The sequence below is a fragment of the Streptomyces sp. NPDC048370 genome (genome assembly GCF_043200825.1).
In the GTDB taxonomy this organism is placed as follows: domain Bacteria; phylum Actinomycetota; class Actinomycetes; order Streptomycetales; family Streptomycetaceae; genus Streptomyces.
Genome location: NZ_JBICYI010000019.1, coordinates 40,658 through 53,886 on the forward strand (window position 1 = coordinate 40,658; position 13,229 = coordinate 53,886).

Below are 13,229 nucleotides of genomic sequence, written 5' to 3' on the forward strand. Positions count from 1 at the left end.
GCGGTTACGCCGGAGGGTGCGGCTACGCCGTCGCCAGGGCCGCGTCGGCCTGGGCCGGGATCTCCGGGGCGGAGAGCGGGCGCTCGCGCAGGCTCAGGACAAGCCGCAGGACCGCGATCCACATCAGCGCGGAGCCGAGCATGTGGGCGCCGACCAGGAGCTCGGGGACGCCGCTGAAGTACTGGACGTAACCGATCCCGCCCTGGGCGAGCAGCACGATCAGCAGGTCACGGGCGCGCGCCCGGGTGTCGTCCGGGGCGTCGACCACCCGCAGCACCAGCCACATCGCGAGCGCGAGCGCGCAGACCACCCAGGCGGCGATGGCGTGCAGGTGGGCGGCGGCGGTCCAGTCCCACGGCATGCGCGGGACGTCGCTGCTGTCACCGGCGTGCTTGCCCGAGCCGGTCACGCCGGTGCCGAGGACGATCAGCAGGACCGAGGCCGCGACGATCGCCCAGGAGAGCTTGCGGACCGGGCCGGGGACCCGGCGACGGGGGGTCGTGTCGCCCTCGCCGGTGCGGTGCCAGGTGATCACGGCGACGGTGAGGAGCGCGTTGGCGGCGATGAAATGGCCGGCGACGGTCCACGGGTTGAGACCCATCCACACGGTGATGCCGCCCAGGACCGCGTTGCTGGCGACGATCCAGAACTGCACCCAGCCGAGCCGGGTGAGCCCGCGCCGCCACGGCTTGGTGGAACGTGCGGCGATGATCGCCCAGCCGACGGCGGCCGACAGGACGTACGTCAGCAGCCGGTTGCCGAACTCGATCATGCCGCGATAGCCCTGCTCGGGCGTGACGATGAGGCTGTCGTCCGTGCACTTGGGCCAGGTGTCGCAGCCGAGACCTGAGCCGGTCAGCCGGACCGCGCCTCCCGTGACGATGATGAGGACGCTCATCACGACGGCGGAGAGCGCGGCGCGCCGGAGCGTCTTGGGGGACGGGGTCCAGCGCTTGGCGATGTAGGCGAGGGGGGTCAGCACGGGCCCTATCGTAGGACGGGGCTTGTGCATGCGTTCACGAGGGGTGCGTTACGGGTGAAGTCACCTCGGAACGTCACCCCTCCGCTACTCCCAGCGGAAGAACCTCGCCGCCGCGCCGAGCCCGAGGACCGCCCAGACGGCCAGGATCAGTGCCTGCCCCCAGGGGAGCGCGGCACCGCCCTGGAGTACGTCCCGCAGGCCGTCCGAGAGCGCGGAGATCGGCAGCAGCTCCAGGACCGAGCGGGCCGCGTCGGGGAACCTGTCCAGCGGCACGATCACCCCGCCGCCCACCAGGAGCAGCAGGAAGACCAGGTTCGCGGCGGCCAGCGTCGCCTCGGCGCGCAGCGTGCCGGCCATCAGCAGGCCGAGGCCCGAGAAGGCCGCCGTGCCGAGGACGAGCAGCACCAGGACCGAGAGCGGGTCGCCCTTCGGGGACCAGCCGAGCCCGAGCGCGATCGCCGTGAGCAGCGCCACCTGGAGCACCTCGGTGACCAGGACGGAGAGCGTCTTGGCGGTCATCAGCGCCCAGCGGGGGAGCGGGGACGCGCCGAGCCGCTTGAGGACTCCGTAACGGCGCTCGAAGCCGGTGGCGATGGCCTGGCCGGTGAAGGCGGTGGACATCACGGCGAGCGCGAGGACGCCCGGCGCGAGGAAGTCGACGGCCTTGTCCGTGCCGGTGTCGACGATGTCGACGGTCGAGAAGAGCACGAGCAGCAGGGACGGGATGATCACCGTGAGGAGCAGCTGCTCGCCGTTGCGCAGCAGCATCCTCGTCTCCAGGGCCGTCTGCGCCGCGATCATGCGCCCGACGGGCGCGGCTCCCGGCCTCGGCGCGTACGTGCCCGTGTGCGTACCGCCGCTCATGAGCGCAGCTCCTTGCCGGTCAGCTCGAGGCTGTGCTGTCCCGGGGGACGACCCCCGGACCCCCGGCAGATCTTGGTGTCGACGCGCATCATGAGCGCAGCTCCTTGCCGGTCAGCTCCAGAAAGACGTCTTCGAGGGTGTGGCGCTCGACCGCGATGCCGTCCGGCATCACGCCGTGCTGGGCGCACCAGGTGGTGACGGTGGCGAGCAGCTGGGGGCTCACCTCTCCGGTGATGCGGTACGTCCCCGGTGTCGGCTCGGCGGCCTGGGTGCCGTCGGGCAGCGCCTTGAGCAGCGAGCCGAGGTCGAGCCCGGGGCGGCCGGTGAAGCGCAGGGTGTTCTCGGCGCCGCCGCGGCAGAGCGCCTCGGGGCTGCCCTGGGCGGCGACCCGGCCGGCGTCGACGATGGCGACGTCGTCCGCCAGCTCCTCGGCCTCGTGCATGAAGTGCGTGGTGAGGACGACGGTGGCGCCGTCGGTCCGCAGCTCCCGGACCAGGTCCCAGGTGGCGTGGCGGGCCTGGGGGTCGAGCCCGGCGGTCGGCTCGTCGAGGAAGACCAGCTCGGGGCGGCCGACGACGGCCATGGCGAGCGCGAGGCGCTGCTGCTGGCCGCCGGAGAGCCGGCGGTAGGTGGTCCGGCCGCAGGAGCCGAGGCCGAGGCGCTCGATCAGGGCGTCCACGTCCAGCGGGTGGGCGTGGAGCTTCGCCATGTGGCGGAGCATCTCGTCGGCCCTGGCACCGGAGTAGACGCCGCCGGACTGGAGCATCACACCGATCCGGGGGCGCAGCCTGGCCGCGTCGGCGACCGGGTCGAGGCCGAGGACGCGGACGGTGCCGGCGTCGGCCCTCCGGTAGCCCTCGCAGGTCTCGATCGTGGTGGTCTTCCCGGCCCCGTTCGGGCCGAGGACCGCGGTCACCGTGCCCGCCCGTACGTCGAGGTCGAGGCCGTCGACGGCGGTCTTGGTTCCGTACCGCTTGACCAGGCCACGTACCCGGACGGCGGCACTGTCGCCGGACTCGTTTCGCATGCCGGGAAGTCTAGAGAGGGTTCCGGGGTCCCTCCGGCGCGGGGCCCCGATCCCGCTGGAATTCGTCCTACGAATGATCATCTTCGCAGGTCAGGTAAGCCTTACCTGAGTGATGCACGGCACCGTGCCCCCGTCCCGGGGTCGCTTGTCACTGTCGGAGGAATTACGCAACAATGGCGTTGTGAAAAACGTTGGCGAGGCTCCCGTGGAGGAACTCGCGACCGGTGAGCGCTCCACGCGCAACCGCGTCGCGCGCTCCATCCTGGACCACGGCCCGTCGACGGTCGCCGATCTGGCGACGCGGCTCGGCCTGACCCAGGCCGCCGTCCGCCGGCACCTGGACTCGCTCGTCGCCGACAATGTCGTCGAAGCCCGCGAGAAGCGCGTGTACGGGGCCCGTACGCGCGGCCGCCCCGCCAAGGTCTTCGCGCTGACCGACTGCGGCCGGGACGCCTTCGACCAGTCGTACGACTCGCTCGCTGTGGACGCCCTGCGCTGGATCGAGCAGAACGCGGGAGGGGAAGCCGCCGTCGCGGCCTTCGCCCGTGACCGGCTCGAGCACCAGGCCGAGGCGTACCGCGCGGCCGTCGAATCGGCCGAGCCCGCCCAGCGCACCGAGGCGCTCGCCAAGGCGCTCAGCAAGGACGGGTACGCTGCCACTGCGCGGAACGCGCCGGTCGGCGAGCAGCTCTGCCAGCACCACTGCCCGGTCGCCCATGTCGCCGAGCAGTACCCCCAGCTGTGCGAGGCGGAGACGGAGATCTTCTCCCGCCTCTTGGGAACGCACGTCCAGCGTCTCGCCACCATCGCGCATGGTGACGGCGTCTGTACGACGTTCATCCCGCACAGCGCCCCACAGACCACCGAATCAGAAGCATCCGCAAGCACGGCCGGGAGGAACCCCGCATGACCACCGAGATCAGCCACCCCGAGCTCGAGGGCCTGGGTCGGTACGAGTACGGCTGGGCCGACTCCGACGCCGCCGGTGCCACTGCCAAGCGCGGTCTCAACGAGGACGTCGTCCGCGACATCTCCTCGAAGAAGAACGAGCCCGAGTGGATGCTGAAGCTGCGGCTGAAGGGTCTGCGCCTCTTCGACAAGAAGCCCATGCCGAGCTGGGGCTCCGACCTGTCGGGCATCGACTTCGACAACATCAAGTACTTCGTGCGCTCCACCGAGAAGCAGGCCGCTTCGTGGGAGGAACTGCCCGAGGACATCAAGAACACGTACGACAAGCTCGGCATCCCGGAGGCGGAGAAGCAGCGCCTCGTCGCCGGTGTCGCGGCCCAGTACGAGTCCGAGGTCGTCTACCACCAGATCCGTGAGGACCTGGAGGAGCAGGGCGTCATCTTCGTCGACACCGACACCGCGCTGAAGGAGCACGAGGAGCTCTTCCGCGAGTACTTCGGCACGGTCATCCCGGTCGGCGACAACAAGTTCGCCTCGCTGAACACGGCCGTCTGGTCCGGCGGATCGTTCATCTACGTGCCGAAGGGCGTGCACGTCGAGATCCCGCTGCAGGCCTACTTCCGTATCAACACGGAGAACATGGGCCAGTTCGAGCGGACGCTGATCATCGTCGACGAGGACGCCTACGTCCACTACGTCGAGGGCTGCACCGCCCCGATCTACTCCTCCGACTCGCTGCACTCCGCGGTCGTCGAGATCATCGTGAAGAAGGGCGGCCGCTGCCGCTACACGACGATCCAGAACTGGTCGAACAACGTCTACAACCTGGTCACCAAGCGTGCCGTGGCCTACGAGGGCGCGACCATGGAGTGGGTCGACGGCAACATCGGCTCCAAGGTCACCATGAAGTACCCGGCCGTCTACCTGATGGGCGAGCACGCCAAGGGCGAGACCCTGTCCATCGCCTTCGCGGGCGAGGGCCAGCACCAGGACGCCGGCGCCAAGATGGTCCACATGGCCCCGAACACCTCCTCGAACATCGTCTCCAAGTCGGTGGCGCGAGGCGGCGGCCGCACCTCCTACCGCGGTCTCATCGAGATCGGCGAGGGCGCCCCGGGCGCCAAGTCGAACGTGCTCTGCGACGCGCTGCTCGTCGACACGATCTCCCGCTCGGACACGTACCCGTACGTCGACGTCCGCGAGGACGACGTCTCCATGGGTCACGAGGCCACGGTCTCCAAGGTCTCCGAGGACCAGCTCTTCTACCTGATGAGCCGCGGCATGACCGAGTTCGAGGCGATGGCGATGATCGTGCGCGGCTTCGTCGAGCCGATCGCCAAGGAGCTCCCCATGGAGTACGCGCTCGAACTGAACCGGCTGATCGAGCTGCAGATGGAAGGCTCGGTGGGCTAAGGCCTCCCGCACCCGCAGCGCCCCTCCCTTACGTACGCAGGAAGAGAGCAACACGACAGCCATGGCTGAGGCTCAGAACATCCCGGCGGGCTCCACCACCGCCGGCTCGATCGCGGTGGCCGCCGAGTCCACCGTCGCCACGCGCATGAGCGCGCCCCCGTCCTTCGACGTCGCGGACTTCCCGGTCCCGCACGGTCGCGAGGAGGAATGGCGGTTCACCCCGCTGGAGCGCCTGCGTGGCCTGCACGACGGCACCGCCGTCGCGGCCGGCGAGGGCGTGAAGGTCGTGATCGAGGCCCCCGAGGGCGTCACCGTGGAGACCGTCGGACGTGACGACGCGCGGCTCGGCAAGGCGGGCACGCCCGTCGACCGCGTCGCCGCCCAGGCGTACTCCTCCTTCGAGAAGGCCTCGGTCGTGACCGTCGCCAAGGAGGCCGTCCTCACCGAGCCGATCCGCATCGCCGTGCACGGCGAGGGCGGTGTCGCCTTCGGCCACCAGGTCATCGAGCTCGGCGCCTTCGCCGAGGCCGTCGTGGTCATCGACCACACCGGTGACGCGGTGCTCGCCGCCAACGTCGACTTTCTCCTCGGAGACGGCGCCAAGCTGACCGTCGTCTCCGTCCAGGACTGGGAGGAGAAGGCCGTCCACGTCGCCCAGCACAACGCGCTGGTCGGCCGCGACGCCTCCTTCAAGTCGGTCGTGGTCACCTTCGGCGGCGACGTCGTCCGTCTCCACCCGCGGGTCCAGTACGCGGCCACCGGCGGCGAGGCCGAGCTCTTCGGCCTGTACTTCACCGACGCGGGCCAGCACCAGGAGCACCGCCTCCTCGTCGACCACAACATGCCGCACTGCAAGTCCAACGTGGCCTACAAGGGCGCGCTGCAGGGCCAGGACGCGCACGCCGTCTGGATCGGTGACGTCCTCATCCAGGCCGCCGCCGAGGGCACCGACACCTACGAGCTCAACCGGAACCTGGTCCTCACGGACGGCGCCCGGGTCGACTCGGTGCCGAACCTGGAGATCGAGACCGGCGAGATCGCCGGCGCCGGTCACGCCTCGGCCACCGGCCGCTTCGACGACGAGCAGCTCTTCTACCTGATGTCCCGCGGCATCCCGGAGTCCGAGGCCCGCCGACTCGTCGTCCGTGGCTTCTTCGCCGAGCTGGTCCAGCAGATCGGTCTGCCGGACGTCGAGGAGCGCCTCATCGCCAAGATCGAGGCCGAGCTGGAGGCGTCCGTCTGATGGCCGACTTCGTCCGCGTCTGCGCGCTGAGCGAGCTGGAGGCCGACACCCCGAAGCGGGTCGAGGTCGACGGCACCCCGGTGTCGGTCGTGCACACCGAGGGCGAGGTGTTCGCGATCAACGACATCTGCTCGCACGCGAACGTCTCCCTCTCGGAGGGCGAGGTCGAGGACTGCTCCATCGAGTGCTGGCTGCACGGCTCCAGCTTCGACCTCCGCACCGGCAAGCCGTCCGGCCTTCCCGCGACGCGCCCCGTCCCCGTATACCCCGTAAAGATCGAAGGGGACGATGTGCTCGTCTCCGTCACCCAGGAGTCCTGAGTCACCCATGGCAACGCTTGAAATCCGCGACCTGCACGTCTCCGTCGAGGCCGAGAACGGCCCCCGGGAGATCCTCAAGGGCGTCGACCTGACCGTGAAGCAGGGCGAGACCCACGCCATCATGGGCCCGAACGGCTCCGGCAAGTCGACCCTGGCGTACTCCCTCGCGGGCCACCCGAAGTACACGATCACCGGTGGCACCGTGACCCTGGACGGCGAGGACGTCCTGGAGATGTCGGTCGACGAGCGCGCCCGCGCCGGCGTCTTCCTGGCCATGCAGTACCCGGTCGAGGTCCCCGGCGTCTCGGTCTCCAACTTCCTGCGTACCTCCGCCACCGCCATCCGCGGCGAGGCGCCCAAGCTGCGTACCTGGGTGAAGGAGGTCAAGGAGGCCATGGAGAAGCTCCAGATGGACCCGGCCTTCGCCGAGCGCAACGTCAACGAGGGCTTCTCCGGCGGCGAGAAGAAGCGCCACGAGATCCTTCAGCTGGAGCTCCTCAAGCCGAAGATCGCGATCCTCGACGAGACCGACTCCGGCCTGGACGTCGACGCGCTCCGCATCGTCTCCGAGGGCGTCAACCGCGTCCGCGAGACCGGCGAGGTCGGCACCCTGCTGATCACCCACTACACGCGCATCCTGCGCTACATCAAGCCCGACTTCGTGCACGTGTTCGCGAACGGCCGCATCGCCGAGTCCGGCGGCGCCGAGCTCGCCGACCAGCTGGAGGCCGAGGGCTACGACAAGTACGTGAAGGGTGGCGCATCCGCGTGACATCTGCCCATCAGGGGCTCTCCGGCCTCCTCGACACCGAGGCGATCCGCAAGGACTTCCCGCTCCTGGATCGCGTGGTCCACGACGGCAAGAAGATCGTGTACCTGGACTCCGCGGCGACCTCGCAGAAGCCGCGCCAGGTGCTCGACGCGCTCAACACGTACTACGAGCGCCACAACGCCAATGTCCACCGCGGCGTCTACACGGTCGCCGAGGAGGCGACGGCGCTGTACGAGGGCGCCCGTGACAAGGTCGCGGCGTTCATCAACGCGCCGAGCCGCGACGAGGTGATCTTCACCAAGAACGCCTCCGAGTCGCTCAACCTCGTGGCCAACATGCTGGGCTGGGCCGACGAGCCCTACCGCGTGGACCACGAGACCGAGATCGCCATCACGGAGATGGAGCACCACTCCAACATCGTGCCGTGGCAGCTGCTCTCGCAGCGCACCGGCGCGAAGCTGAAGTGGTTCGGCCTCACCGACGACGGCCGTCTCGACCTCTCGAACATCGAAGAGGTCATCACCGAGAAGACCAAGATCGTCTCGTTCACGCTGGTCTCGAACCTGCTGGGCACGATCAACCCGGTGGAGACGATCATCCGGCGTGCGCAGGAGGTCGGTGCGCTGGTCTGCATCGACGCCTCGCAGGCGGCCCCGCACATGGTGCTCGACGTGCAGGCGCTGCAGGCCGACTTCGTGGCCTTCACCGGTCACAAGATGGTCGGCCCGACCGGCATCGGCGTGCTGTGGGGACGGCAGGAGCTCCTGGAGGACCTGCCTCCGTTCCTCGGCGGCGGCGAGATGATCGAGACCGTTTCGATGCACTCCTCGACGTACGCGCCGGCTCCGCACAAGTTCGAGGCGGGTACGCCCCCGATCGCCCAGGCCGTCGGCCTCGGCGCGGCCGTGGACTACCTGTCGGCGATCGGCATGGAGAACATCGCGCGCCACGAGCACGCGATCACCGAGTACGCCGTCCGTCGCCTCCAGGAGGTGCCGGACCTGCGGATCATCGGCCCGACCACGGCCGAGGACCGCGGCGCGGCGATCTCCTTCACGCTCGGCGACATCCACCCGCACGACGTGGGCCAGGTGCTCGACGAGCAGGGCATCGCGGTCCGGGTCGGTCACCACTGCGCGCGACCGGTCTGCCTGCGTTACGGAATTCCTGCGACCACGCGGGCGTCGTTCTATCTGTACTCCACCCCCGGCGAGGTCGACGCGCTGGTCGAGGGTCTGGAGCACGTACGGAACTTCTTCGGCTAGGGGAACCTCGTGAAGCTGGATTCGATGTACCAGGACGTCATCCTGGACCACTACAAGCACCCGCACGGGCGCGGTCTTCGGGACGGCGACGCCGAGGTGCACCACGTCAACCCGACGTGCGGCGACGAGATCACGCTCCGGGTGAAGTACGACGGCTCGCTGATCGAGGACGTCAGTTACGAGGGTCAGGGCTGCTCGATCAGCCAGGCTTCGGCCTCGGTCCTGAACGAGCTGCTCGTCGGCAAGGAGCTGGCGGAGGCGCAGAAGATCCAGGGCACGTTCCTGGAGCTGATGCAGTCCAAGGGCCAGATCGAGCCGGACGACGCGATGGAGGAGATCCTGGAGGACGCGGTCGCGTTCGCGGGTGTCTCCAAGTACCCGGCCCGGGTGAAGTGCGCGCTGCTCAGCTGGATGGCGTGGAAGGACGCGACGGCCCAGGCTCTGGGTGACGCGGAGAGGAAGTCGGCATGACCGAGAACGCCGAGGCCACCATGAAGCCGGCCTCCGAAGAAGAGATCCGCGAGGCGCTGTACGACGTCGTCGACCCCGAGCTGGGCATCGACGTCGTCAACCTCGGCCTGATCTACGGCATCCACATCGACGAGTCCAACATCGTCACGCTGGACATGACCCTGACGTCGGCGGCCTGTCCGCTGACCGATGTGATCGAGGACCAGGCGAAGGCCGCGACCGACGGCATCGCCAACGAGCTGAAGATCAACTGGGTCTGGATGCCGCCGTGGGGCCCGGACAAGATCACGGACGACGGTCGCGAGCAGCTGCGCGCGCTCGGGTTCAACGTCTGAGCCGCTGATCTTCGACGTCTGATCGCGGGTTCTCCCGTGAACGGCCATGCCCGCCAGGCAGACTGGCGGGCATGGCCGTTCGCATGTACCACCTCGTCGTCGACTCCCACGACCTGCAGGCCCAGGCCCGGTTCTGGGCCCAGGTCCTGGACTGGAAGATCCTCTTCGAGGACGAGGACGAGATCGTCATCGGTGCCGACGAGCACGCCCTGCCGGGGATGTGCTTCCTGCCGGTGCCGGAGTCCAAGACGGTCAAGAACCGACTCCACATCGACCTCACGCCCGACGACCGGGACGCCGAGGTCGAGCGGATCATCGGGCTCGGCGCCCGCCGGATCGATGTCGGTCAGGGCGAGGACGCGACCTGGGTGGTCCTCGCCGATCCCGAGGGGAACGAGTTCTGCGTGCTGCGGCCGAAGCGGTCGCTCACGGACTGACGGCCACTCGCGGACCGACGGCCACTCACGGACCGACGGTCGATCACGGACCGAACGAGGGCGTCCCCGCCGCCTGCGTGAGCGTCGGCGCCAGGTTCTCCTTGCGGATGCGCTGGTCGACGTAGACGAGACCGGCGACCAGGGGCGGGAAGACCGAGCAGACGGCCTGCGCCACCATCGAGCCGATGACGGCGATGACGAGGAGCGGTACGAAGGCGATCAGCACCTCGCCCGTGGAGTCCGCGCCGGCCGAGTCCGTGAACGAGGCGGGGAACGAGAGCAGCAGGCTGAGGACCTGCTGGATCAGCCAGTTCGCCATCCCGGCCATGAGGCCCGCGACGAGCAGCGCACCGAAGATCCGCCACCACGAGCCCTGGACCAGTCGGCTGGAGCGGCGCATCGAGGTCATGGCCCCCTGACCCTCGAACACCGCCGCCGGCGCGGCCAGGCTGAACTTCACCCAGAGCCAGGCGGAGAGCGGGGCGGTCAGCAGGGTGGCCAGCACGGCGCCCCCGAACGACAGGACCACCAGCGCCACCGGGCCCGATCCCGAGAGGGCCACCAGCAGACCGGCGAACGCGGCCACGAACACGAGGAGCGGGACCGGCACGGTCAGCAGCAGCGTCAGGAGGGCGGTGCCCAGGACCGAGGACATCCGCGACCAGGAGCGGCGCCAGATCGCGCCGAAGGTCGTCCGCCGGCCGAGGACCGCCTCCTGGAGGACGGCGGGGCACGCCGCGTAGACCACGGCGCTCGCGACCAGCATCCCGACCAGGGCGATCAGCCACACGGCGCCGAACGCGACGAGCAGCGGGCCGCCGTCGTCCCAGCTGGGCTCCTGCCCGTGCGGCAGGTCGAAGACCCCGGGCACATGGTCGGAGACCGCCGCGTAAGCGAAGCCGGCGGCCGCGGCGAGCAGCAGCAGGGCCAGGCCGTAGGCGGCCGCGGCCACGCCGAGGAGCGGCTTCCAGTAGCGGCCGATGGTGGCGAAGGCGCCGGTGAGGATCTGGCTCAGACCCAGTGGCGCCAGGGGTATCACGCCGGGCTTCGGCGGAGCGGGCGGGGGCGGATAGCCGTAGCTGTAGGACCCCGTGGGATACGTCATGCGGGACACCGTATCCGCAGCCTTTGTGTACGGTCGTACATATCGTTGTGTACGCTTGTACGCATGGGATACGGACTGCTGGCAGGGGCCATCACGGCGGAGATCATCGCGACGGTCTCCATGAAGTACAGCGAGGGCTTCTCCAAGTTCTGGCCCTCGCTCGTCACGGGCGCGGGCTATGTGATCGCCTTCGCGCTGCTCGCCCAGGCGCTGAAGACCCTCCAGGTGGGGACCGCCTACGCGATCTGGTCCGGCATAGGCACCGCCGCCGTCGCCGTGATCGGGATCCTCTTCATGAACGAGACCCTCAGCGTCGCCAAGGTCGCCGGGGTCGTCCTCATCATCGCGGGCGTCCTCGTGCTCAACCTGGGGGGAGCGCACTGATGGCCGCCGCGCGTCCCCGCCGCCACGACCCCGAGCGGCGGCAGCGGATCGTCGACGCCGCGCTGCGCGTGGTCGGCGCCCGGGGCATCGCCGGGCTGAGCCACCGTACGGTCGCCGCGGAGGCGGACGTGCCGCTCGGCTCCACGACGTACCACTTCGCCTCGCTCGACGAACTCCTCGTCGCCGCACTGCGCCAGGCCAACGAGGGCTTCGGCAGGCAGCTGCGCGAGCGCGCGGAGCTCCCCGACATGGAGGCCGACCTGGCCTCCGCCCTCGCGCGGCTGATGGGGGAGTGGATCGGCGGCGAGCGGACCGGTGTGGAGCTGGAGTACGAGCTCTACCTGGCCGCCCTGCGCCGGCCCGCCCTGCGCCCGGTCGCGGCGGAGTGGACGGAGGCCGTCACCGGGGTCCTCGCCCGCCACACCGACCTCGTCACGGCCCGGGCGCTCGTCGCCCTGATGGACGGCATCTGTCTGCAGGTGCTGCTGACGGGCACGGCGTACGACGAGGCGTACGCGCGCGCGATGCTGGCCCGGCTCCTGGCGCCCGGCCCGGGCGCTCCGGGGGATCCGACGAGCGGGGCGGCGCGGGTGTCGTCGGATCCGCCGGGGACGTCGACCGACACCTGAGACCGGTTGGCCCGGGCACCGCCCGGACCGTTAGGTTTTCCGCATGACCACTGCTCCTCGCACCACCGGCGCCGTCGCCGCCGGCCTCGCCACCATCGCCGGTGACGGCACCGTTCTCGACACCTGGTTCCCCGCCCCCGAGCTGACCGACGCCCCCGGGCCCGCCGGAACCGAGCGGCTCACGCCCGATGCCGCCGTCAACGCCCTCGGTGAGGGCGCCGCCAAGGCCCTCGGCGTGGACGCCCGCCGCGGCGTCGAGGTGGTCGCCGTCCGCACCGTCGTCTCCTCGCTCGACGACAAGCCGCTCGACGCCCACGACGCGTACCTGCGCCTGCACCTGCTCAGCCACCGTCTCGTCAAGCCGCACGGCCAGAGCCTGGACGGTGTCTTCGGCCTGCTCGCCAACGTCGCCTGGACCTCGCTCGGCCCGGTCGCCGTCGACGACGTCGAGAAGGTCCGCCTCAACGCCCGCGCCGAGGGCCTGCACCTCGCCGTGACGAGCATCGACAAGTTCCCGCGGATGACCGACTACGTCGCCCCCGCCGGCGTTCGGATCGCCGACGCCGACCGGGTCCGCCTCGGCGCGCACCTCGCCGCCGGCACCACCGTCATGCACGAGGGCTTCGTCAACTTCAACGCCGGCACGCTGGGCACCTCCATGGTCGAGGGCCGCATCTCCGCCGGTGTCGTCGTCGGCGACGGCTCCGACATCGGCGGCGGCGCCTCCACCATGGGCACCCTCTCCGGCGGCGGCAACGTCGTCATCTCCATCGGCGAGCGCTGCCTCATCGGCGCCGAGGCGGGCGTCGGCATCGCGCTCGGCGACGAGTGCGTCGTCGAGGCCGGCCTGTACGTCACCGCCGGTACGCGCATCACGATGCCCGACGGTCAGATCGTCAAGGCCCGTGAGCTCTCCGGCGCCTCGAACATCCTCTTCCGCCGCAACTCGGTGACCGGCGCCGTCGAGGCCCGCCCGAACAACGCGGTCTGGGGCGGACTCAACGAGATCCTCCACAGCCACAACTGACCGCTCCCCGCGCGTGACCTGCTCGTGTGACTCTGCGTTAACGGAA

At 70.0% G+C, this 13,229-nt stretch carries 16 protein-coding genes; 12 read left to right on the forward strand and 4 right to left on the reverse strand.

The window, feature by feature from the left end; genetic code table 11:
• Positions 1-22: 22 nt before the first annotated feature.
• The 3 genes from ACGFYP_RS30790 to ACGFYP_RS30800 form a co-directional block, all read right to left on the reverse strand.
• A complete protein-coding gene (locus tag ACGFYP_RS30790) occupies positions 23-1,012 on the reverse strand; it encodes a heme A synthase (RefSeq protein ID WP_393500517.1) in 990 nt (329 codons plus the stop codon).
• A gap of 54 nt (positions 1,013-1,066) precedes the next feature.
• Entirely contained in the window at positions 1,067-1,846 is a 780-nt protein-coding gene (locus ACGFYP_RS30795) for an ABC transporter permease (protein ID WP_393500520.1), read from the reverse strand.
• A gap of 88 nt (positions 1,847-1,934) precedes the next feature.
• A complete protein-coding gene (locus ACGFYP_RS30800; RefSeq protein ID WP_393500523.1) occupies positions 1,935-2,873 on the reverse strand; it encodes an ABC transporter ATP-binding protein in 939 nt (312 codons plus the stop codon).
• Positions 2,874-3,054: 181 nt separating this feature from the next.
• Here ACGFYP_RS30800 and ACGFYP_RS30805 point away from each other — a divergent pair, with 181 nt between their 5' ends.
• The 9 genes from ACGFYP_RS30805 (at position 3,055) to ACGFYP_RS30845 (ending at position 10,038) form a co-directional block, all read left to right on the forward strand.
• A complete protein-coding gene (locus ACGFYP_RS30805; RefSeq protein WP_361958516.1) occupies positions 3,055-3,783 on the forward strand; it encodes a metalloregulator ArsR/SmtB family transcription factor in 729 nt (242 codons plus the stop codon).
• Positions 3,780-5,195 (forward strand): Fe-S cluster assembly protein SufB, encoded by a 1,416-nt coding sequence (sufB, locus tag ACGFYP_RS30810; RefSeq protein ID WP_361958519.1) that lies wholly within the window; start codon positions 3,780-3,782, stop codon positions 5,193-5,195. The genes ACGFYP_RS30805 and sufB overlap by 4 nt, the downstream gene beginning before the upstream one ends.
• A 61-nt stretch (positions 5,196-5,256) precedes the next feature.
• Positions 5,257-6,438 carry a Fe-S cluster assembly protein SufD gene (sufD, locus tag ACGFYP_RS30815; protein WP_393500528.1) on the forward strand — a complete coding sequence of 394 codons (1,182 nt, stop codon included), beginning with the start codon at positions 5,257-5,259 and terminating at the stop codon, positions 6,436-6,438.
• Positions 6,438-6,758, forward strand: a complete 321-nt coding sequence (locus tag ACGFYP_RS30820) for a bifunctional 3-phenylpropionate/cinnamic acid dioxygenase ferredoxin subunit (RefSeq protein ID WP_260228615.1) — start codon at positions 6,438-6,440, stop codon at positions 6,756-6,758. The genes sufD and ACGFYP_RS30820 overlap by 1 nt, the downstream gene beginning before the upstream one ends.
• A gap of 7 nt (positions 6,759-6,765) precedes the next feature.
• Positions 6,766-7,530: a Fe-S cluster assembly ATPase SufC gene (gene sufC / locus ACGFYP_RS30825; protein ID WP_361958525.1), complete on the forward strand. Its 765-nt coding sequence runs from the start codon at positions 6,766-6,768 to the stop codon at positions 7,528-7,530.
• Positions 7,527-8,795, forward strand: coding sequence for a cysteine desulfurase (locus ACGFYP_RS30830; RefSeq protein WP_260228613.1), 1,269 nt, complete (start codon positions 7,527-7,529; stop codon positions 8,793-8,795). The genes sufC and ACGFYP_RS30830 overlap by 4 nt, the downstream gene beginning before the upstream one ends.
• A gap of 9 nt (positions 8,796-8,804) precedes the next feature.
• A complete protein-coding gene (sufU, locus tag ACGFYP_RS30835) occupies positions 8,805-9,266 on the forward strand; it encodes a Fe-S cluster assembly sulfur transfer protein SufU (protein ID WP_393500534.1) in 462 nt (153 codons plus the stop codon).
• The gene (locus ACGFYP_RS30840) at positions 9,263-9,601 is read left to right on the forward strand and encodes a metal-sulfur cluster assembly factor (RefSeq protein WP_361958531.1); all 339 of its coding nucleotides are present in this window, start codon (positions 9,263-9,265) and stop codon (positions 9,599-9,601) included. Before sufU ends, ACGFYP_RS30840 begins: the two co-directional genes overlap by 4 nt.
• Positions 9,602-9,672: 71 nt before the next feature.
• Positions 9,673-10,038, forward strand: coding sequence for a VOC family protein (locus ACGFYP_RS30845; protein ID WP_393500538.1), 366 nt, complete (start codon positions 9,673-9,675; stop codon positions 10,036-10,038).
• Between the two features lie 43 nt (positions 10,039-10,081).
• Here the strand turns inward: ACGFYP_RS30845 and ACGFYP_RS30850 are convergent, their stop codons facing one another.
• Positions 10,082-11,143 (reverse strand): oxidoreductase, encoded by a 1,062-nt coding sequence (locus ACGFYP_RS30850; protein WP_393500541.1) that lies wholly within the window; start codon positions 11,141-11,143, stop codon positions 10,082-10,084.
• Positions 11,144-11,206: 63 nt separating this feature from the next.
• Here ACGFYP_RS30850 and ACGFYP_RS30855 point away from each other — a divergent pair, with 63 nt between their 5' ends.
• Genes ACGFYP_RS30855 through dapD form a run of 3 tightly spaced genes read left to right on the forward strand, consistent with a single transcriptional unit; the run spans position 11,207 to position 13,183 of the window.
• Positions 11,207-11,527, forward strand: coding sequence for a DMT family transporter (locus ACGFYP_RS30855; RefSeq protein ID WP_393500544.1), 321 nt, complete (start codon positions 11,207-11,209; stop codon positions 11,525-11,527).
• Positions 11,527-12,156, forward strand: a complete 630-nt coding sequence (locus ACGFYP_RS30860) for a TetR/AcrR family transcriptional regulator (protein ID WP_393500547.1) — start codon at positions 11,527-11,529, stop codon at positions 12,154-12,156. The genes ACGFYP_RS30855 and ACGFYP_RS30860 overlap by 1 nt, the downstream gene beginning before the upstream one ends.
• 43 nt (positions 12,157-12,199) lie before the next feature.
• The gene (gene dapD / locus ACGFYP_RS30865) at positions 12,200-13,183 is read left to right on the forward strand and encodes a 2,3,4,5-tetrahydropyridine-2,6-dicarboxylate N-succinyltransferase (RefSeq protein WP_393500550.1); all 984 of its coding nucleotides are present in this window, start codon (positions 12,200-12,202) and stop codon (positions 13,181-13,183) included.
• Positions 13,184-13,229: the final 46 nt, after the last annotated feature.

Coding starts and splice junctions, on each gene's coding strand:
- ACGFYP_RS30790 (WP_393500517.1), bottom strand. CDS start 1,012: ATGCACAAGCCCCGTCCTACGATAGGGCCCGTGCTGACCCCCCTCGCC.
- ACGFYP_RS30795 (WP_393500520.1), bottom strand. CDS start 1,846: ATGAGCGGCGGTACGCACACGGGCACGTACGCGCCGAGGCCGGGAGCC.
- ACGFYP_RS30800 (WP_393500523.1), bottom strand. CDS start 2,873: ATGCGAAACGAGTCCGGCGACAGTGCCGCCGTCCGGGTACGTGGCCTG.
- sufB (WP_361958519.1), top strand. CDS start 3,780: ATGACCACCGAGATCAGCCACCCCGAGCTCGAGGGCCTGGGTCGGTAC.
- sufD (WP_393500528.1), top strand. CDS start 5,257: ATGGCTGAGGCTCAGAACATCCCGGCGGGCTCCACCACCGCCGGCTCG.
- ACGFYP_RS30820 (WP_260228615.1), top strand. CDS start 6,438: ATGGCCGACTTCGTCCGCGTCTGCGCGCTGAGCGAGCTGGAGGCCGAC.
- sufC (WP_361958525.1), top strand. CDS start 6,766: ATGGCAACGCTTGAAATCCGCGACCTGCACGTCTCCGTCGAGGCCGAG.
- ACGFYP_RS30840 (WP_361958531.1), top strand. CDS start 9,263: ATGACCGAGAACGCCGAGGCCACCATGAAGCCGGCCTCCGAAGAAGAG.
- ACGFYP_RS30845 (WP_393500538.1), top strand. CDS start 9,673: ATGGCCGTTCGCATGTACCACCTCGTCGTCGACTCCCACGACCTGCAG.
- ACGFYP_RS30850 (WP_393500541.1), bottom strand. CDS start 11,143: ATGACGTATCCCACGGGGTCCTACAGCTACGGCTATCCGCCCCCGCCC.
- ACGFYP_RS30855 (WP_393500544.1), top strand. CDS start 11,207: ATGGGATACGGACTGCTGGCAGGGGCCATCACGGCGGAGATCATCGCG.
- ACGFYP_RS30860 (WP_393500547.1), top strand. CDS start 11,527: ATGGCCGCCGCGCGTCCCCGCCGCCACGACCCCGAGCGGCGGCAGCGG.
- dapD (WP_393500550.1), top strand. CDS start 12,200: ATGACCACTGCTCCTCGCACCACCGGCGCCGTCGCCGCCGGCCTCGCC.